Source organism: Wenyingzhuangia sp. IMCC45574 (assembly GCF_054182685.1).
Genome location: NZ_CM135169.1, coordinates 1,828,730 through 1,848,480, shown reverse-complemented (window position 1 = coordinate 1,848,480; position 19,751 = coordinate 1,828,730). Strand labels below are relative to the sequence as shown.

Genomic DNA, 19,751 nt, shown 5'->3' with positions numbered 1-19,751 from the left:
ATATTAGAATATATGCAAGACGATAACAACAACTTAGAAGAAAATCAATTTGAGGAAACTCAAGGGGAAGGGAATCAAGAGACCATTACCAAAGTAACGGGAATGTACAAGGAATGGTTTTTAGATTATGCATCGTATGTAATTCTAGAACGTGCAGTTCCTGCCATTGCCGATGGGTTTAAGCCGGTGCAGAGACGTATTATGCAATCTATGAAAGATTTGGATGATGGACGTTACAATAAGGTAGCCAATCTAGTGGGGCATTGTATGCAGTATCACCCCCATGGAGATGCTTCTATTTCTGATGCCATGGTGCAAATTGGTCAGAAAGAGTTGTTGATAGATATGCAGGGAAACTGGGGTAATATACTTACCGGAGACCGTGCAGCAGCTTCACGTTATATAGAGGCACGTTTGTCTAAGTTTGCGTTAGATGTTGTTTTTAACCCTAAAACCACCAATTGGCAAGCATCGTATGATGGACGTAGAAAAGAACCAATACATTTACCTGTAAAGTTTCCTATGTTATTGGCTCAGGGAGGAGAAGGGATTGCTGTTGGTTTGTCTACTAAAATTTTACCTCATAATTTTAATGAGTTGATAGATGCTTCTATCAAAATATTAAAAGGAAGAAGTTTTACTATTTATCCAGATTTTTTAACAGGAGGAGAGGTAGATGTTACCAGCTATAGCGATGGTAAACGAGGAGGAAAAGTTAGAGTTAGAGCAAAAATTAGTCAACAAGATAAAAAGACTTTAGTAATTACCGAGATTCCTTTTAGTACTACAACTACTACTTTAATAGAATCCATTATTAAAGCAAACGACAAAGGGAAGATTAAGGTTAAAAAAATAGAGGACAATACGGCAAAAAATGTAGAAATTCTAATTCATTTACCACCTGCTGTTTCTCCAGATAAGACCATAGATGCATTGTATGCATTTACCAATTGTGAGGTTTCTATTTCTCCATTATGTTGTGTTATCGAAGAACATAAACCCGTATTCTTAGGAGTTTCGGATATTTTAAAAATCTCTACAAACAACACGTTGCATTTATTAAAACGTGAGTTGGAAATTCAGTTAGGAGAATTGCAAGAGCAGTGGCATTTTGCCTCTTTGGAACAAATTTTTATAGAGAATAAAATCTATAGAGACATAGAAGAAGAAGAAACTTGGGAAGGAGTAATTAGTGCTATTGATAAAGGACTAAAGCCGCATATTGGTCATTTAAAAAGAGCCGTTACAGAAGAAGATATTGTTCGCTTAACAGAAATAAAAATCAAGCGTATTTCTAAATTCGATTCTGATAAAGCAAATCAGTTGATAGAAAGTTTAGAAGATAAAATAGCAGGAGTAAAATATCATTTAGATAACTTGATAGACTTTGCGGTTGATTACTTTAAAAACTTAAAAGAAAAATACGGAAAAGGAAAAGAGCGTTTAACAGAAATTAAAACCTTTGATGATATTGAAGCAACCAAGGTTGTTATGCGTAATGAAAAGTTATATGTAAACAGAGCTGAAGGTTTTGTAGGTACCTCGCTTAAAAAAGATGAGTTTGTTTCTGAGTGTGCTGATATTGATGATGTAATTGTCTTTAGAAAAGACGGTTCTATGGTGGTGAGCAAAATTGCTCAGAAAACCTTTGTTGGAAAAGATATTATTCATGTAGCAGTATTTAAAAAAGGAGATAAGCGTACTACTTATAATATGTTGTATAGAGACGGTGCCAAAGGGCCAACCTATATGAAACGTTTTAATGTTAGTGCCATAACTCGCGATCGTGTATACGATTTAACATCGGGGAATAAAGGTTCTGTTGTTTGGTATTTTACAGCCAATCCTAACGGAGAAGCCGAGGTGCTAAGTATAGAAATTAAGCAAGTAGGCTCTATTAAGAAATTAAAATGGGATTTAGACTTGTCTGAACTAGCCATTAAAGGAAGAGCAGTAAGAGGGAATTTGGTAACCAAATATGCGATTAAAAGAATAGCTTTTAAGAGTGCTGGTACTTCTACGTTAAAGCCAAGAAAAATTTGGTTTGACGATGTGGTGAATCGTTTAAATGTTGATGGTAGAGGGGAGTTGTTAGGAGAGTTTAGCGCAGAAGACAAGTTGTTGATAGCTACACAGGCAGGAAAGATAAAAGCTGTAAAACCAGAGTTGTCTATGCACTTTGATTCGGACATGATTGTATTGGAAAAATGGATTCCAAATAAACCAATATCAGCTATTTATTTTGAAGGAGAAAAGGAGCGTACCTATGTAAAGCGTTTTGTAATTGAGCAAACTGATAAAGAAGAGACTTTTGTGAGTGAGCACGAAAAAACGCAGTTAAAGATTTTAGTTACCGATTACAGACCCAATGTAGAGGTGCAGTTTAGCAAACGTAGTTTAGAAAATTTGGTAATAGACGTAGAAGACTTTATTGCTGTAAAAGGGATTAAAGCTTTAGGGAACTTGTTAACGGAGGAGAGAATTAAACAAATCAATCGTTTGGAGCCTTCACCTTACGAAGAACCTGTGGAAGAAGAACCACAGAAAGAGGATGAAAATGGAGAGCAACCTACGTTGTTTTAAATAAATTAAAAGCTCAGGTTATGCCTGAGCTTTTTTTATGGGATTTATTAAAAAGTGCTTTGTCTTTATTCTAGTTGCTTAAAAAATGTAGCTTCATAATCAGGTAGAGTATTTGGATGACAAGCCTTGATGATATCCTTTAAAATAAGATCGGGTCGTAAAGCACCTAATTCAAAGAATACTAAACCTCCCGTTGGGCCTACTGAGTTGGCATAACTATATAGTTGGTTGTTTTTAAAAGGTGGGATTTGCTGGTAGTGAGGGTTAGATTCTCCTACGCCTTTTTTTGTTTTAGCCATTCCTGGAGAAAACCAAAAATCAGCTTCTTGAGCTTGTAAGAATACTTCTTCAAATTGTAGAGATAAACTACCTGTTCCATTAGTGTTTTTCCATAAATAATCAGTTTGAGCATCTTTTAAGATTTCAGCTATAAAACTTTCACCTGCTGGTGCGTACCAAATTCCTTGAAACATACTTCCGTATAATATTTTTGGTTGGCTTTTTATTTTTTTTGTCAACTCTAAAGCCTCTAAGTAGTTTTTTTCTATGTTTTTAAAGAATTCTTGTGCCTCTTTTTCTTTATTTAAAAACAAAGCGAAAAAGGTAATCCACTCCGCTCTTCCTAAAGGAGATTCTTCTAACCAGCTAGCATCTATTACAATTGGAATTCCTGCTTTTTTTAATGTTCTGTGATTTTTGTTTAGGTTGTTAACCGCAAAAGCAAAAAGGACATCGGGTTGTAATTGTAGAACAAGTTCTGTGTTCATGTGTTCTTCGTGTCCAACATCTATTACGCTCCCCTCATCAATTAAGGTTCTTGTTTTTTTAGAAGAAATAAAATTGGTGTTTGGATAGCCTTTTAATAGGTGCTCGCTTTTTAGAGCTTCTAAAACGGGGATTTGAGTAGTAGAAGTCGCGACCAGTTTATGTATAGGTGTTGTAACCACTACCTGATTTTCGTTTTGAGGCTTAATTAGGGTGTCTCCTTGGATTAAAAAGTATTCAAAAGGGCTAGTTGCTCCTTTAAAAGGTTGATGAACGGTTATTTTGGTGTACTTAGGGTGTTTTTCGTAACTAAATCCTTTGGCATATTTTGGAGTGATAGATTCGACACTTTTAACCTCTTTTTGTTTCGAGCTCGAATTGCAAGAAAGTAAAAGAAAGGGTAGCAATGCTAAAACAATATTTTTCATAGAATGATGTTTTTGCATCTCGACTCCGCTCGATGACCCTATTTAGGTGTAAATGGTGTTCGAGTGGAGTCGAGAACTTTTTATTGTGGAAATTATGAATAAAAATAGCACTATTAACTGTTATTGTAAGGTATACAACTACAGAATTTCGTATTCGTTGGTATTCGTATCAATTTTTACAATGGTCCCATAAGGAAGTTTAAAATTAAATGAATCCTGCAAATCGGTCTTAGTAATATGGGCTAATACACTTCTTAAAACTCCTGCGTGACTTACTATTACGGTGTTTTCTGTCTTTAGTGTATTGTAAAAAGCAATACTTCTAGCGTATAAATCTAAGTAACTTTCCCCTTTAGGTACAGCAACATTTACAAAATCCTCCATCCAAGGATCTATTTCATCCGTAGGAATATCGTTCCATGCTTTTAGTTCCCATTTACCAAAATCTAATTCTTTAATATTGGGGTCTGTGCTAAAGTTTGCGCTTAGTTTTTTTGCTAGTTGTGTACAACGTTGTAAAGGGCTGCTAATTACATTGCTTGGGGTTACATGTGATAGCTTTTGAAGTAAGAAATTAGATTCATCTTCAAAAGTGTCCGAAAGGTCGATGTCTGCTTGTCCATAACAAATTCCCTTCTCTATATTAGGTGTGGTGTGTCTAACAAAATAAACGATCATAGCAGAATAATTAGGCTTAAATAAAAAATAACTTCGGTAAGTTGCTGGGTAGCTCCTGCGCAATCTCCTGTATGTCCTCCAATCCATTTTCTAAAATAACGAGCCAATAGGTGTTTCGTTATTAGAACGGGAATTAAGGTAAGAAAAACCCATGGGTTTAGGAATAAACTTAATGAGATGATGGCAAAAAGGCCACTGATTACTACATCTGAAAAAGCGATGCCTACAGCGGACGGTTTTACTTTACTTTTATCAATGTCTTGTATATAAGGTTCAGAATAAATCAACGTGGTTGCAGCAAAACGACTTACGGAGTGTCCTGTAATAATTGCAAGAATACAAGTGTGTAGCTCAAATTCAACCAATGCCTGATGTTTAATGGCTAGTAAGAGTCCTAAACCTACAATTCCATAGGTTCCCACACGAGAATCTTTCATAATTGTAAGTATTTTTTCTTTAGTCCATCCTCCTCCAAAACCATCACAAACATCTGCAAAACCATCTTCATGAAAAGCACCTGTAATCCAGATGGTACTTGCAATGCTTAACAAAACTGAAATAGAATCGTTAAAAATGAATTGGGAAAGAAAGTAAATTAACGCACCCCAAAGGCCTATAATAATCCCGACTAAAGAAAAGTAACGACTGCTCTTAGTTAAAATTTCTGGAGAGTGATCTATGTTTTTAGGACAAGGGATTCTTGTAAAAAACATAATGGCTGTAAGGAATATGTGTAGTTCTTTTTTCATAATATCAGGTATCAGGTATCAGGTATCAGGTATCAGGTATCAGGTATTTGGTTTTGGGTGAAAATTGAATGTTTTTTATTTTGTGTTTTGTTGCCTAGAGTGAAAGTATGATTTTTACTAACTACTAACTACTAACTACTAACTACTAACTACTAACTACTAACTACTAACTACTCTTCTCACTCACCCCAGCATCCTCAAAACTAGCCATTTCATTCAGGAAATTCACAGCAGATTGTACCAAAGGGTAAGACAAAGCAGCTCCGGTACCTTCTCCCAATCGTAATCCTAAATTTAAAACGGTATCGGCATTTAAAAACACTAACATTTTTAGATGACCTTGTTCGTTAGAACAGTGAGAAAAAATGCAGTTGTTTAAAACGGGTGGATTCATAGCATGTGCTGCTAATAATGCAGAGGTAACAATAAATCCATCTACTAAAATGGTCATGTTTAGTGCTGCAGCTTGTAAAAAAGCTCCTGTCATCATTGCAATTTCATAACCACCAAAAGTGGCTAAATTTTCTAATGGGGTAGCTACATTTTTGTGTTTCTCTAAAACAGACTTTAAAATAGCTGTTTTTTGTCCTACTCCATCAGTATCTAATCCTGTTCCTTTTCCTACACATTCGACTATTGGAGTGTTGGTAAAAATACTCATCAATAAAGCAGCAGAAGAAGTATTCCCAATTCCCATTTCTCCAAATCCAATAATATTGGTTCCTTCTGCAAATTGTTTGGTAACGATTTCTTTTCCTTTCTCAATAGCTTTGTTACACGCTTCAATGCTCATTGCAGGACTTTCTGAATAGTCCTTTGTTCCGAATCCTATTTTAGCGTGAACTAAATTGGGAGTAGCTCCAAAATCGTAATTTACACCAGCATCTACAACACTTAGTTTAATGTTGTGCTGTTTGCAAAAGACGTTGATAGCGGCACCACCTTGTAGGAAATTAAACACCATTTGCGAAGTAACTACTTGCGGAAAAGGGCTCACGGGATGGTTGTTTACAATACCATGATCTCCTGCAAAAACCAAGATAGTTGGTTTAGACAATTTTGGACTGGTAGTGTTTTGAATCGTCCCGATTTTTAAAGCAATTTGCTCTAAAATACCCAAAGATCCTAAGGGTTTTGTTTTGGTGTTTATTTTATGAGTTAATTGGTCTTGTATAGAAGTCATGTGTGTTATTTTAAAGTCATAGGGAGCCCAGAAACCATAAAGGTTGCTTTGTTACTAATTTTGGCAATTTCTTGATTTACCCAACCTTGCAGTTCTGTAAACTTTCGTCCTATTTGCGTTTCAGCATGTACTCCCATTCCAATCTCATTGGAGATAATAATCAGAGTTGCGTTGGTGTTTTTTAATAACTCAATTTCTTGTTTTACAGCCTCTAAACATTTTTCTACATCGTATTTTTCATCCGTATAAAAGTTTGTTAGCCATAAGGTAACACAGTCGATGAGTACCACTGATTTTTCAGGAATTACAGTGCTTAAATGCTTTTCTTCTTCTAAAGTGGTCCATCGTTCGTCTCTATCAGAAACATGTCTATCTACTCGGGTTTTAAAATCAGCATCCCAAATTCTAGAAGTAGCTAGGTAGTATGGGTTAGGAGATAGTTCTTCGGCCAGTTTTTGCGCGTAGCTACTTTTTCCGGAACGTTCTCCACCTGTGATATAATAAATCATGATTTCTGTTTTTGCAAAGATTGCTCAATTTTGATGACAAAAACAACACAAGATGAAAAAAGACTAGTTTTGCAGAAAAAGTTTATACCATGATTGTTTCTTCTATGATGCCTGCCGTTACCCAAATGATTTACGATATGGGTTTACAACATCTACTCAACGGAATTACTTTTGAGTGCCCCAAAATAGCTTTGGATGAAAAAGAAGTTTTGGTTCGATGTGTGTTGGAAGATAAGGAGTACTCAAGTCAGGAAATTAACGAACTGTTTTCTGAAAGCAAACGAACAGGGAAGAGTTTGTATTATGTAAACGAAGAAGTAATGCATAGCATAGCTCCGAATTTGGTCTTTACACAAGATGTTTGTGACGTTTGCCAGATTGATACCGAATGTGCAGAACAGTCGCTGTCTAAATTGGAAGTAATGCCAAAGACTGTTTCTATTACTCCACAGTCTTTAGATGATGTTTTTACAGATGCCCTTACCATTGCAAGAGAAATGGGCTTTTCAGAAATAGGAGAAAAATATGTTGCAGGTTTAAAAAATGAGATTCGTAGCATTGTGGATAAGCAAAGGGAGAATTTAGTAGCCCCTAAAAGTGTAATGTTATTAGAGTGGATAGATCCTTTGTTTAATTGTGGACATTGGATTCCTCATCAAATAGGATATGCAGGTGGAATTGATTTGTTGTCTCATCCTTCTGGAGATAGTATTGTTATTGATTGGGATAAAATTGTAAAATACAATCCAGAAGTGTTGGTAATTGCTCCATGCGGGTATACTATTGAGAGAACCAAGCAAGATATGTGTTTCTTAGAAGAAAAGCCAGAATGGACTCATTTAAAAGCGGTAAAGAACCAACAAGTATACCTTGCAGACTTTGATTTGTTTACCCAATCTTCTGCTAGCACGCTGGTAGACGGAATAAAAGTGTTGTCTAAACTATTTCACCCTGAGGTGTTTACAGAGGAAATAGGTTTGGAGCACAAATACATAAAATATTATTCTTAGAAATAGTTGTATTTCGAAAATAGGTCGTAGTTTTGCCCCGATTTTGGTTTTTAGATGATTTCTAAATGAAGCATCTAAAATTAAAAGGGAATCTTGTGAAAATCAAGAGCTGTACCCGCAACTGTAAGCTTAGCCATTAGGTGCTTGTTACATTACTTAAAACCACTGTTAAAAACGGGAAGGTAGTAGCAAGACGCAAGTCAGGAGACCTGCCAAGTGTCATTTTTTTATAAATTCTTTCGGGAGCAAAAGAAATTTATTAATGAAACTATGTAAAACATTCTTTTTTGGATGCATGCTTTGGTGTGCTACGACTATTGCTCAAAATGATTCTATCAATCGTTTGGAAGCAGTTCAGTTGATTGCAGATAAATACCTAAAGAAAGAAGTCGTAGGTCAGAAAATTATTTCTATCACCAAAGAGAGTATCAAAAGAAATAGCACGAATGCAACAGAAATGCTTCGTTTTAATAGCCCTATTGCAATTAGGGATTATGGGAATGGAGGTACAAGTTCTGCAAGGTTTAGAGGTACAAGTGCATCTAATACAGCAGTGCTTTGGAATGGAGTTAATATCAATTCTGTAGGGAATGGACAAACAGATTTAAATAGCCTTTCTATTGGTATTTCTGATGAAATTGAAATTAAAAGCGGAGGAGGTTCTGTAAAATATGGCTCTGGAGCTATTGGTGGGTCTATACATTTAAACGATCAATTGGTGTTTAAGAATCATGTGTCTGGAAGCATTTATATTGAATATAGTAGCTTTAATACCCGTTCGAATTTGGTCTCCATTCATACAGGGACAAAAAAATGGGCTCTTAAATTAGCATCTACTTATAATCAATCAGATAACGATTATGAATTTATAGATACTAGATACCCAGGGACAAAAAATGAAAATGGAGCCTATAAAAACTACGGAATTAATTTTGCTATAGGGTATAAAATCTCGTCATATAATAAATTAAGTTTTTATTCAACAGGTTATTATGGAGATCGATTGTTGTCTGGGGAGTTGCCTAATCCAATTGCTGCAAATGATAAGTATTTAGATTTCAATCAGCGAAATTTGTTGGTTTGGGATTATAAAAAAGGATTACTGAATCATGTATTTAAAGGAGCTTACTTGTCTCAGGAGTATCGATATTTTGACGATAAAACGTCTGTTAGTTATGATTTTGGTAAATCTGAAACCTACTTGTTTAATTACGATTTACGATATAAGATTCAACCTCAAACCAGTTTAAACTTGTTTGTAGATCTTCAAGATATTTATGGGCAAACAAACAGTATCTCTATTAAGAATAGAAAACAAGCTGCCATTACTCTAGGAGTAAAAACAGAATTGGTAGAAAAGTTAGAAACGAATTTAGAATTTAAGCAGGAGTTTAATTCAGATTATAATGTGCCTTTCGTTTTTTCTTTAGGGAATGAATTTAAAATTAATAAAGAACATCGTTTGTTGTTAAATATTTCTAATAACTACAGAGTACCAACTTATAACGATTTGTTTTGGCCAGGACAGGGAAATTCTGATTTAGTGCCAGAGACTTCTAAACAAGTAGATATAGGGTATCAGCTTTCTTATTCAAACTTACTGGTTAAAACAACCCTGTTTTTCATCAATGTAGATGACAAGATTGTGTGGACTCCAAACGGAGATGAAAATAGACCGGGAGTTTGGGTGCCGATTAATTTATCTAAAACGTCACACTCGGGGTTAGAACTTTATGGAAAAGTTAAAAAGGAATGGCTAGGGTTAAATTTTTCAGCTCAAGGAAATTACATCTATACAATTGCTAAAGATGAAACAACAAATAAAGAACTGATTTTTGTACCGAAACACCTTTTTAATATGGTGTTAAATACCGGTTATAAGGATTTTACGGTTTATATAAAGAATTTAACACAAAGTGGTGTTTTTACTACTGCAGATAATCTTAAAAGTCTGGCAACATATTTAGAAGGCTTTAGCATATTCGATATTGGATTTAAAAGGAGACTATATAAAAACGATGGTGCTAAGTTAACTATAGGATTAGGATGTAAAAATGTATTTAATCAAGTGTATTATTTCTCAAACTTGAGACCTATGCCAGGAAGAAACTATAACATAAATATCAATTATAAATTTTAACTAAAAATGAAAACAACAAAACAATTATTAGCATTATTCTTTTTAGCCATTCTATTTGTAGGATGTCAGGATGAGGAAATTGTAAAAGTAGAAAGAGAATATACGGACGGAGTGTTGATAAGTGGAGAAGGTTCGGGAGCAGGTACTGGTTCTGTAACTTTTGTACCTTCAGATAAATCAGCTAAGTTTCCATTTGTGTACTTAACAGCTAACGGACAGGAACTAGGTACTTTTTTACAGTCTATTTCTTTTTCAGATGAAAGAGCTTACATAATAGTAGATAATGCAAATACAATTACTGTTGTAGATAAGCAAACTTTTGTAAAGGAAGCAGCAATTACAACTGGTTTGATTACTCCAAGATACATGGCAATTGCTAATGGAAAAGGATATGCTACTAACTGGGGTTCTACTTCTAGTTCAGATGATGATTTTGTAGCGGTAATTGATTTAGCTACGAATACAGTAGAAAAAACAATTGCTGTAGCAAACGGACCAGAGCAGATATTGGCGAAAGAAGGGAAATTATACGTTTCTCATAAAGGAGCTTTTGGTGTAAATAATATTGTTTCTGTTATTGATGTTGCTACAGAGGCTATTACTACAATTACTGTAAATGATAAGCCGGACGAAATGTTCTTTAATGAAGCTGGTAATTTAATTGTTCTTTCACAAGGGAATATTGTATACAATCCTTGGCCTACAATTGAGAGTGAAACAAAAGGAGCTATTCATATAATTGATGTTGCTACCAATACAGTGTCTAAATCTTTAGAATTAGTAGATGGAGAGCACCCAAGTTTAATGAGCTATGATAGTGGGAAAATATACTACTATGTATCAGGAAAAGTTTTTGAAACGGATGCTGATGCTACTGTATTACCAACAACTGAGGTTTTGTCTCAATCATTATATGGTATGGTTGTAAAAGATGGGGAGTTGCATGGAGTAAATGCAAGTTTTTCAGCACAAAGTGATTATTATGTATATGACTTGGCTACAAAGGCTGAGTTGTATAAAACGAAAGTAGCTTTAGGTGCTTCTAAAGTATATTTTGTAGAATAATTATATAAGATTACCCCTTTATACCCTAAGAAACAGCCTTTGTAAAATTACAAAGGCTGTTTTGTTTTAGAACAATTGATGTGTTTCTTCTTGTATGTAATCTAAAGCTTCTTTGCAGACAGCTTCCATTGTTTTGGCATCTTTTATCAAAAGGTTGTATAAATCGATACCCGTATTAATGTCTTCTCTCATGCTTAATGCTGTAATTTGGTTCATTAGAGAAGTTTTTGTGGTGTTAATAACCTCCCAACATTCCTTACTTACATAAATTTGTTGGACTAAATTGTGCTCAAATTCGGCATTAATATGTGCAATTAAAGATTTACCGTATTCAATCCTGTTGGTTTGTTCTGGTAGTACTCTAGAACAAAGAGAGGTAATTCTAATCCTTTCTAAAAATAAAGCCATGCGTTCATATGCCTGTAGGCGAATGGGTAAGCTTTGTTTTTTCTTTTCTTTAAAAGCATCGAACTTTCTTTTGCTGTTCTCGCTCGCTATCATTTGTTTTAAGAAATAAGCAGCTACCGCTCCTGTAATTAATGAGGGGATGGTGAATTTTAGAATTTCTATGATATCTTCCATTGTTCAATTAAAAGTTTCAACGAATATAAATGTTAGTTTTCTCTTGTCAAAATAAGACTTTCTAGAAAAATGTTTTACTTTTAAGAAACATTAATACTTAATTTTCTGTGTTAGATTTTTTAGAGTTCCGCTTTATTGATTTTTTAGACATTCTTTTGGTTGCTTTTTTGCTTTTTAACGTGTACAAACTGTTAAAGGGTACTGTGGCTATTAACATTTTTTTGGGAATTGCAATTGTTTTTTTAATCTATAAAACAACAGAGGTTTTAGAAATGAAAATGTTGAGCTCCTTGCTAGGGGCCTTAATAAGTGGTGGTGCCATTGCTCTGATTATTATTTTCCATCCCGAGATACGAAAATTCTTATTAATGTTAGGGTCTGCAAATTTAAAAGGACGTAAAAGCTTTATGAAACAGTTAAAGTTTTTAAAAGCAGAAATAACAATTGATTTAGATATAGAAGCTTTGCTGCATACTTGTGATAAGTTTAGTAAAAGTCGTACAGGGGCTTTAATTGTGATTGAAAGAAGTAATAGTTTAGATTTTTTACAAGAAAGAGGAGACTCTATGAAGATAGAGGTAAATGAGCCTATTTTAGAAAGTATCTTTTATAAAAATAGCCCTTTGCACGATGGTGCCATTGTGGTTAGAGAAAACACCATTATTGCAACGAGGGTAGTGTTGCCGTTATCGGAAAAATCATTGCCAATGCGTTTTGGGTTAAGACACAGAGCTGCAGTTGGAGTTACAGAAAGAACAGATGCAATGTGTATTATTGTTTCTGAAGAGTCTGGAGATATTTCTTTTGTTGTAGATGGTGAGTTTAAATTGTATAAATCGTTAAACGAATTACAAGAAAAAATAAGAATGTATCTAAGTTAGAAATCTCTATTTACGTTACGTTTATCCCATTTTAAATCACTTAAGACAGAAGATTTTACTCCAATAAAGAAATAGTACGAACTGTTGTTTCCTAAAGGTACCCAGTTAAAGTTCATACTCCAGCTATTTAAGTCTCTACTAAATCTAATATTGGTATATGTAATACCATTGTTTACAAAGTCGTAACCAGAAGAAGCTCCAACTTTCCATCCAGGACTTAATTCTATGTCTCCAGATACCATTAAAGAGTTAGAGGTTATCTTTCCGTCACCAGTAGAGTTAGAGTAGTTGGTAGAGTACGAAAAACGAATGTTCCATGGCATAGAAGCTATGTATTGTGGAATGTCTTTCTTCTCTTTCTTTTCTCCTTCTTTAGGCTCTTCGTGTTGAAAGTCGTTAGAGTTAGGTTGGTTCTGATTAAACAAGTCTTGATCGTGAGCCGTATTGGTGTCTTCTTCTTGTTGTTTTTCTCCGTTCTTCGTTTTTTCTAAATCTTTGCTAGAGAATGAATAGCCGGTACTAAATCTTGCATTGGTCATTCTAATTAAAGGCCCACCATTTTTTATACTGAAACGATCTATTCTTTTTCCGTTAACATCTAAATCGTAAGGATCAAAAGTAGTTCCAAAATTCAAGTTCATTTTCTTAAATAATGTGGTACCAGTAGTTAAACTTATGGGGGAAAGTTTAAATTCCTCTGCGGCAAAATTATAAGAAGTGCTTAAATTTAAAGAGTTTAAAATATTAACTTTTTTATCTTTTCCTTCCAGATCATCTTTATCTGCAACTTTGGCTTCAATAGAGTTTGCAATACTTATTCCCAAAGAGTTGCTAATTCCTCTAGTTGGCTGTCCGTAAATTCCTCCTTCGTATTGCGAGTAGGTTTCTACTTCTCCTTCTAAATTCTTTTGTACTTCATCGTAATAAAAACCAAAGTCGGGCCTGTAACTATAACTTAAAGATGGACGTATGGTATGTCTAATTGCTTTTAACCTTTTTCCTTTAAAGGCATACATACCATATACGGTGGTGCTTAAAGAAGCAGAAGTGCTATAGTCTCTAAAGGCATTAAATCCACCTATAGTATCTATTACTACTTCATTAGCATTTGCATCAAATTCTTTGTCTATCTTTTTAGTGTACCAAACTTCGCGGTAGTTTACACTAGGCGATAAAGTAAAGTATTTAAGGACTTTCATATTGGTGCTTAAACCTAAATTGTGTTGAGCACCGTTTCTGGCAGTTTTAAATAACTGATCACTAAAGAAAACATCTTCGTGAGCTGAAACTCTATTTTCTGCTTTAAAAGAATAGTTTAAACCTATTTTTTGCAACGCGTTTTTGGCACTACCACTCTTAGGAGCAAAAGGGTTTAATCGGTTCATATTCAATTGTAAAGAAGGCAGAGTTGCACTTACAATTCCGGTATTGGTGTTTTGGTTGTGGTTGGCACTCACAGTCATGTTAAAAGGAGTTCCTACAAACTTTTTGTAATAGGTAATAGAAGAACTCAATGTGTTTTGAAGCCCTCTACCTGTATTAGACTCGTTAACAGATTGTCTAAAATATTGACTACTACCTAAATTTACCGATGCAGAGAATCTATTGTTAGGAGAAGCCTTGGTGTCTTGGTTGTGAGACCAACGTAAGTTAAAGTTTTTTTGCTTGCTAAAATTACTAAAGCCTTCTTGCCCTGTAACTAAATTGTCGTAATTAAAACTAAAATTCCCACTAAACTTATAACGTACTTTATAGGTAGAGGCAGCATTAAATCCCCAACTACTATTAGAGTATATGTCTCCTGTTAATCTTAAGTCTACATAATCGCTAATCGCTAAATAATATCCACCGTTTTGTAAAAAGAATCCTTGGTTAAAAGACTCTCCATATGTAGGGAAAATAACTCCAGAAGTTCTTTTCTTGGTCAGTGGAAAATATGCAAAAGGAAATACCAATGGTGTAGGTACGTCTGCTATTACCAAGTTACTTGGTCCTGTAATTATTTTTTTACCAGGAACTACTTTTGCTTTGTTGGTTCTTATGTAGTAATCAGGGTTTCTAGGATCCGAAGTCGTAAAAATAATATTTCGTACAAAAATAGTAGAGTCGTTTACTCTTTTGGTTTTCTCTCCCAGTGTATTAATACCATCTTGTTCTGTTTCTAAACCATAAATAACTGCCTTTTTTGTTTTGTAGTTAAATATTAAAGAATCCTGGGTGGTTTGGTTGGTATTTGTTTTAAAAACAGGTAATTGAGAATAAGCTCCCTCCTCGTCTGGAATTCCTTTGGCTATTACAGTGTTGGTATTGTAATCAATTAACATTTGCCCTGCGGTAATGTCGTATTCATCATAGATTACATGAGCTTGGTTGTATAACTTTACTTTCTTATTAATAACATCTTCGTGAATGTAGTCTTCGGCAGAGTGATCTATAATAAATTGAATGGCTTCTTTTTTAACAGGAGCTATACTGTCTGTTGCAACTATGGAATCGTTTGTAATAGTTGGACTATTAACAATGCTGTCTTTTACTTGAGAAAAAGAAAAGAATGGGCTTGCGAATGCCAAGAAAGCGATGAAAAGAATCTGTAGTCTATTTGTTTGCAATGCTTTTAGTCCTATTTTTGTATAGTCACATAACTGGTAACAAAATGAGTGCCAGTTTTAGTGCCCAAAAATAACTAAATTTTGTAGATGAAAATCATTCACTTCCCTAAATATACCAAGTTTTACTTATTACTATGCAATGTCTTGATTTTTTGCAGTATAAGTTTGTGCTCCTTAGAGGCTTATGCCCAAAATAAACCTTTTTTAGTGGTCTTAGATGCAGGTCATGGAGGTAAAGATCCTGGGAAAATAGGATACAAAGGAGCAAAGGAAAAAGATGTAGCCTTAAATATTGTTTTAAAAACAGGAAAAATCTTAGAGAAAATTCCAGGTGTAAAAGTAATGTACACCAGAAAAAGAGATGTCTTTGTGAATTTATGGAAACGAGGAGATATTGCCAACGAAGCAGATGCAGATTTATTTGTTTCGGTGCATTGTAATGCCCATACTAGTCAGGCAATTGGATCCGAAACATGGGTGTTAGGTGTACATGCAAACGAACGTAATTTTAGAGTTGCTAAAGCAGAAAACGAAGTGATTTTACAAGAAGAAGGTCACAAAGAACGCTACCAGGGTTTTGATCCTAAGTCGCCAACATCGGTTATTGGATTGTCGTTAGAACAAGAGGAGTATTTAGACCAGAGTTTGTTGTTGGCTAGTTTAATTCAGGAAGAATTCGAAAAAAAATTAAAGAGAGTAAATAGAGGAGTAAAACAGGCCGGATTTGTGGTCTTGTATCAAACATATATGCCAAGTGTATTGATTGAAACAGGATTTTTAACCAATAGAATAGAAGGGAAGTATCTATATTCTAAGCAAGGGCAAGAACAAATGTCTAAAGCCATTGCGAATTCTATTCAGGATTATTACAAGGTTCAGCAATTAAACGTTGCAGATTCAGATTTTTTAATAGAAAATAAAACGATTGCTATAGAAAGTGCTCCTGCCAATGATATTGTAGAAGAGGTTTATGTTGGAGAAGATGATAATAATTATTTTAAAGTACAGTTAGCATCAGGTAAGAAGAAAGTAAAAACGTTCTCGCGTAATTTTAAAGGGCTAAAGAATGTAGAACGAATTAAAGTAGATGGTGGTTATAAGTATTACTTAAGTAAATATTTATCTAGATCTCAGGCTAATTTAGCACTTCAGTTGGCAAAGAAAAAAGGCTATGCTTCTGCTTTTGTTGTTGCATTTAATGCAGATGGGACCATTTTTAATGGTAAAAAAGAAATTAAAAAAGTAGTCCCTCCAAAAGAGACTGTTAAAGAGATTCAGAAAGAGGAAGTTGCAACAGTTGTTTCTACACCAAAACCAACGGAGCAAAACAAGTATTACAAGGTGCAATTAGCTTCTGGTAAAAGAAGAATAAGTCCGTCTTCGTATAATTTTAATGGATTTAAAAATGTAGAAAGAATTGCTGTAGATGGAGGCTATAAGTACTATTTAAGTAAGTATTTAACTGTAGATAAGGCCAAGCTGGCTTTGACCAGTGCAAAAAAGAAAGGGTATCCGTCAGCCTTTATTGTTGCATTTAACAACGATGATACGATTGTGTCTGCCAATGTTACGGTACCTGCTAAGCAAGAACGTGTCAACATTAAAAAAGAGGTAATCTTTAAAGTACAGATAGCATCGTCTGCAAACAAAATAAGTACTGCACCCAAGAATTTTAAAGGTTTAAAAGAAGTAGAAGCGGTTAAAGTTGGAGGGTATTATAAGTATTACTTAGGTAAAACAACAGATTTTAAAGAGGCCAAAGCATATCTAAAAAAAGCAAAGGATAAAAAATACAAATCAGCGTTCTTAGTAGCTATTTTAAATAATAAAAGAATCACGCTAAAAGAAGCCTTAGCACATCAAACAAATTAAATATTTCGTATTTTCGTCCCATGATTAAGATTTCAAAAGAATTAAAAGCTGGTGTAGCTACCTTGGTAATTTTAGCTTTGTTTTATTGGGGGTTCAGCTTTATGAAAGGTAGGAACTTATTCGATGGAGGTGTAAGTACCTACTACGCAGTTTATAAAAACGTAAATGGATTAAAGCCATCTAGCCCTGTTATTGTTAGCGGAATGACTGTTGGGAGCGTAAGTAGTACAGTATTTAGTACTGAACCGAGTGAAAAAGGAAAAATAATTGTAGCCTTTACAGTTAAAGACGATATACAGTTTTCTAAAAATAGTTTAGTTAAGATACAGAGTAATATCATGGGAGGTAGCTATTTGGTAGTAGTCCCTTCGTATAAAGGAGCAACCGCCGAATCTGGAGATTATTTAACGGGAAAGGTAGAGCCTACTTTAATTACAAATATTACAGGAAAACTAAACCCATTACAAGCTCAGATAGGTAGCGTAACTACTCATTTAGATTCTGTATTGGTTAAATTAAATAGTTTGTTAGATACTAAGATGACAGATGGTTTGAAAGAATCTTTAAACAATTTGAACGAAACCATGAAGAGTGTTAAAAGTATCACATCTAAAGTAGATGGTGATATGGATGACATTATGACGAATGTGAAAGAGTCTACAGCAAACTTAAACCAGTTTTCAGATTCTTTAAAGAAAGTTCAGGTAGTTGAAATTTCAAATAAATTAAATCAAACACTTTCAGATTTAAATAGTATTACTTCTGATATTCAGAATGGTAAAGGAACCATTGGATTGCTTGCGAAAGATGAAAAACTTTATAATAATCTAGAAGCAGCTACTAAAGAGTTAGAGGAGTTGTTAAGAGATGTTAAAGAACATCCAAAGAGGTTTGTACATTTCTCTTTGTTTGGGAAAAAGGAAAAATCTTATAAGGAACCAAAAGAAAATTAATACATATGCAGTGGATACCAAATATACTCTTTGCGGTTGTTTTGTTTGCGGGGATATATTTCTTTGTTAGAAATGTTAAAAAATTAGTTCGTAACATAAAACTTGGAAAAGACATAGATCGATCGGATAATAAGTCTGAACGTTGGAAAAATATGGCAATGATTGCTTTAGGGCAATCAAAAATGGTAACAAGACCAGTGTCGGGAATTTTACACATTGTTGTGTATTTAGGTTTTATTATTATTAACATAGAAGTAGTAGAAATTATTTTAGACGGTTTGTTTGGAACACATCGTTTGTTTTTACCATTTTTAGGAGAAAGCGTATATGGTTTCTTAATTGGAACGTTCGAAATCTTAGCAGTACTAGTTTTTGTTGCCGTAACTATCTTTTGGATACGAAGAAACGTAATAGAGATTGCTCGTTTCTTAAGTAAAGAAATGACCAAGTGGCCAAAGAACGATGGTAATAACATTTTGTATTTTGAGATGGTATTAATGACTTTGTTCTTGGTAATGAATGCTACAGATACTCATTTTCAAGAAATAGGTGTTGGGAACATTGTAAGTCAATTTATATATCCAATATTCTCAAATTTATCTGCTGATACTTTACATGTTATAGAGCGTTCTACTTGGTGGATTCATGTGGTTGGAATTTTAATTTTCTTAAACTACTTGTACTATTCTAAGCACTTGCACATTTTATTAGCTTTTCCTAATACTTTCTATGCAAACTTAAAATCTAAAGGACAATTCTCTAATAATAAAACAGTAACTAAGGAGGTTCAGATGATGATGGACCCGAATGCTGATCCATATGCAGCACCTGCTGAAGGAGAAGAGGAACCAGAAAAGTTTGGAGCGAGCGATGCTACCGATTTAAACTGGGTGCAGTTAATGAATGCTTATACTTGTACAGAGTGTGGTAGATGTACTTCTGTTTGTCCTGCAAATCAAACAGGGAAAGAATTGTCTCCAAGAGCTATTATGATGAAAACTCGTGATAGAATAGAGGAGATAGGAAAGAATATAGACGAGAATAAAGGAGTATTTGAGTATGATGGAAAACAGCTTTTAGGAGATGATTACATTACTCAAGAAGAAATATGGGCTTGTACTACTTGTAATGCGTGTGTAGAAGAATGTCCTGTTAATATTGATCCGTTATCTATTATTATGGATATGAGACAGTATTTAGTGATGGAACAGTCGGCTGCACCACAAGAATTGAATACAATGATGACCAATGTAGAAAACAATGGTGCTCCATGGCAGTACAGCCAAATGGATCGATTGAATTGGGTTGATGAGGAATAGTTTTTAATGATTAATGGTAAGTGGTTAATGAGTAATGTTGTAAAAGATAAGAGCTTTAAATTTGCCATAAGAATCGTTAAAGTTTATCAATTTCTGTCTGAAAAGAATGAGTTTGTCTTGAGTAAACAGCTTTTAAGAAGTGGAACTTCTGTTGGGGCTATGATAAGAGAGGCTGAACATTCTGAAACGAAGAAGGATTTTATTCATAAAATGGCGATTGCTCAAAAGGAAATAAATGAAACTATTTATTGGATTGAGTTATTGAAAGAGACAGGCTATATAAAAGAAGAGGAGTTTTTAAGCATTCATAATGATGCGATTGAAATTATAAAATTACTTACAAGTATTCTTAAAACAACAAAAGAGAATATGCGTAACAATAGTCATTAACAATTAACAGTTAATAACTAACCATTAAATAAAAG

16 protein-coding genes and 1 riboswitch are annotated in these 19,751 nt (G+C 34.2%); of the genes, 9 read left to right on the top strand and 7 right to left on the bottom strand.

Going from position 1 to position 19,751, the window contains the following annotated elements:
• The first annotated feature begins 12 nt into the window (after positions 1-12).
• Positions 13-2,583, top strand: coding sequence for a DNA gyrase/topoisomerase IV subunit A (locus ACXHHC_RS07785; protein ID WP_458229063.1), 2,571 nt, complete (start codon positions 13-15; stop codon positions 2,581-2,583).
• 65 nt (positions 2,584-2,648) lie between these two features.
• Here the strand turns inward: ACXHHC_RS07785 and ACXHHC_RS07780 are convergent, their stop codons facing one another.
• From ACXHHC_RS07780 to cobU, 5 genes are all read right to left on the bottom strand, one after another.
• A complete protein-coding gene (locus tag ACXHHC_RS07780; protein ID WP_458229062.1) occupies positions 2,649-3,776 on the bottom strand; it encodes an ABC transporter substrate-binding protein in 1,128 nt (375 codons plus the stop codon).
• A gap of 138 nt (positions 3,777-3,914) precedes the next feature.
• Positions 3,915-4,454 (bottom strand): alpha-ribazole phosphatase, encoded by a 540-nt coding sequence (cobC, locus tag ACXHHC_RS07775; RefSeq protein WP_458229061.1) that lies wholly within the window; start codon positions 4,452-4,454, stop codon positions 3,915-3,917.
• Positions 4,451-5,203 carry an adenosylcobinamide-GDP ribazoletransferase gene (locus ACXHHC_RS07770; protein ID WP_458229060.1) on the bottom strand — a complete coding sequence of 251 codons (753 nt, stop codon included), beginning with the start codon at positions 5,201-5,203 and terminating at the stop codon, positions 4,451-4,453. Before ACXHHC_RS07770 ends, cobC begins: the two co-directional genes overlap by 4 nt.
• A 166-nt stretch (positions 5,204-5,369) precedes the next feature.
• Positions 5,370-6,386 (bottom strand): nicotinate-nucleotide--dimethylbenzimidazole phosphoribosyltransferase, encoded by a 1,017-nt coding sequence (cobT, locus tag ACXHHC_RS07765; RefSeq protein ID WP_458229059.1) that lies wholly within the window; start codon positions 6,384-6,386, stop codon positions 5,370-5,372.
• A 5-nt stretch (positions 6,387-6,391) separates the two neighbouring features.
• Complete coding sequence (gene cobU, locus ACXHHC_RS07760) at positions 6,392-6,895, bottom strand: bifunctional adenosylcobinamide kinase/adenosylcobinamide-phosphate guanylyltransferase (protein ID WP_458229058.1); 504 nt, start codon at positions 6,893-6,895, stop codon at positions 6,392-6,394.
• Between the two features lie 89 nt (positions 6,896-6,984).
• Here cobU and ACXHHC_RS07755 point away from each other — a divergent pair, with 89 nt between their 5' ends.
• The 3 genes from ACXHHC_RS07755 to ACXHHC_RS07745 all read left to right on the top strand — a co-directional run bounded on the left by ACXHHC_RS07755 (position 6,985) and on the right by ACXHHC_RS07745 (position 11,110).
• The gene (locus ACXHHC_RS07755; RefSeq protein ID WP_458229057.1) at positions 6,985-7,905 is read left to right on the top strand and encodes an ABC transporter substrate-binding protein; all 921 of its coding nucleotides are present in this window, start codon (positions 6,985-6,987) and stop codon (positions 7,903-7,905) included.
• A 27-nt stretch (positions 7,906-7,932) separates the two neighbouring features.
• A riboswitch (cobalamin riboswitch) is annotated at positions 7,933-8,136 on the top strand.
• Between the two features lie 31 nt (positions 8,137-8,167).
• Positions 8,168-10,045 carry a TonB-dependent receptor plug domain-containing protein gene (locus ACXHHC_RS07750; protein ID WP_458229056.1) on the top strand — a complete coding sequence of 626 codons (1,878 nt, stop codon included), beginning with the start codon at positions 8,168-8,170 and terminating at the stop codon, positions 10,043-10,045.
• Positions 10,046-10,051: 6 nt separating this feature from the next.
• Positions 10,052-11,110, top strand: a complete 1,059-nt coding sequence (locus ACXHHC_RS07745; protein WP_458229055.1) for a YncE family protein — start codon at positions 10,052-10,054, stop codon at positions 11,108-11,110.
• A gap of 66 nt (positions 11,111-11,176) precedes the next feature.
• Here ACXHHC_RS07745 and ACXHHC_RS07740 read toward each other — a convergent pair whose 3' ends face one another.
• Positions 11,177-11,692 (bottom strand): DUF7935 family protein, encoded by a 516-nt coding sequence (locus ACXHHC_RS07740; protein ID WP_458229054.1) that lies wholly within the window; start codon positions 11,690-11,692, stop codon positions 11,177-11,179.
• A 107-nt stretch (positions 11,693-11,799) separates the two neighbouring features.
• Between ACXHHC_RS07740 and cdaA the strand changes: the two genes are divergently transcribed.
• Positions 11,800-12,573, top strand: a complete 774-nt coding sequence (gene cdaA, locus ACXHHC_RS07735; RefSeq protein WP_458229053.1) for a diadenylate cyclase CdaA — start codon at positions 11,800-11,802, stop codon at positions 12,571-12,573.
• Here cdaA and ACXHHC_RS07730 read toward each other — a convergent pair.
• Complete coding sequence (locus tag ACXHHC_RS07730) at positions 12,570-15,182, bottom strand: putative LPS assembly protein LptD (RefSeq protein WP_458229052.1); 2,613 nt, start codon at positions 15,180-15,182, stop codon at positions 12,570-12,572. The two genes, cdaA and ACXHHC_RS07730, sit on opposite strands and share 4 nt — an antisense overlap.
• Before the next feature lie 87 nt (positions 15,183-15,269).
• Here ACXHHC_RS07730 and ACXHHC_RS07725 point away from each other — a divergent pair, with 87 nt between their 5' ends.
• The 4 genes from ACXHHC_RS07725 to ACXHHC_RS07710 are packed head-to-tail and all read left to right on the top strand — an operon-like array spanning position 15,270 to position 19,716.
• Positions 15,270-17,054, top strand: coding sequence for an N-acetylmuramoyl-L-alanine amidase family protein (locus ACXHHC_RS07725; protein ID WP_458229051.1), 1,785 nt, complete (start codon positions 15,270-15,272; stop codon positions 17,052-17,054).
• A gap of 20 nt (positions 17,055-17,074) precedes the next feature.
• Positions 17,075-18,007: an MlaD family protein gene (locus tag ACXHHC_RS07720; protein WP_458229050.1), complete on the top strand. Its 933-nt coding sequence runs from the start codon at positions 17,075-17,077 to the stop codon at positions 18,005-18,007.
• Between the two features lie 5 nt (positions 18,008-18,012).
• A complete protein-coding gene (locus ACXHHC_RS07715) occupies positions 18,013-19,326 on the top strand; it encodes a 4Fe-4S dicluster domain-containing protein (protein ID WP_458229049.1) in 1,314 nt (437 codons plus the stop codon).
• A 27-nt stretch (positions 19,327-19,353) separates the two neighbouring features.
• Positions 19,354-19,716, top strand: a complete 363-nt coding sequence (locus ACXHHC_RS07710) for a four helix bundle protein (RefSeq protein WP_458229048.1) — start codon at positions 19,354-19,356, stop codon at positions 19,714-19,716.
• Positions 19,717-19,751 lie beyond the last annotated feature (35 nt).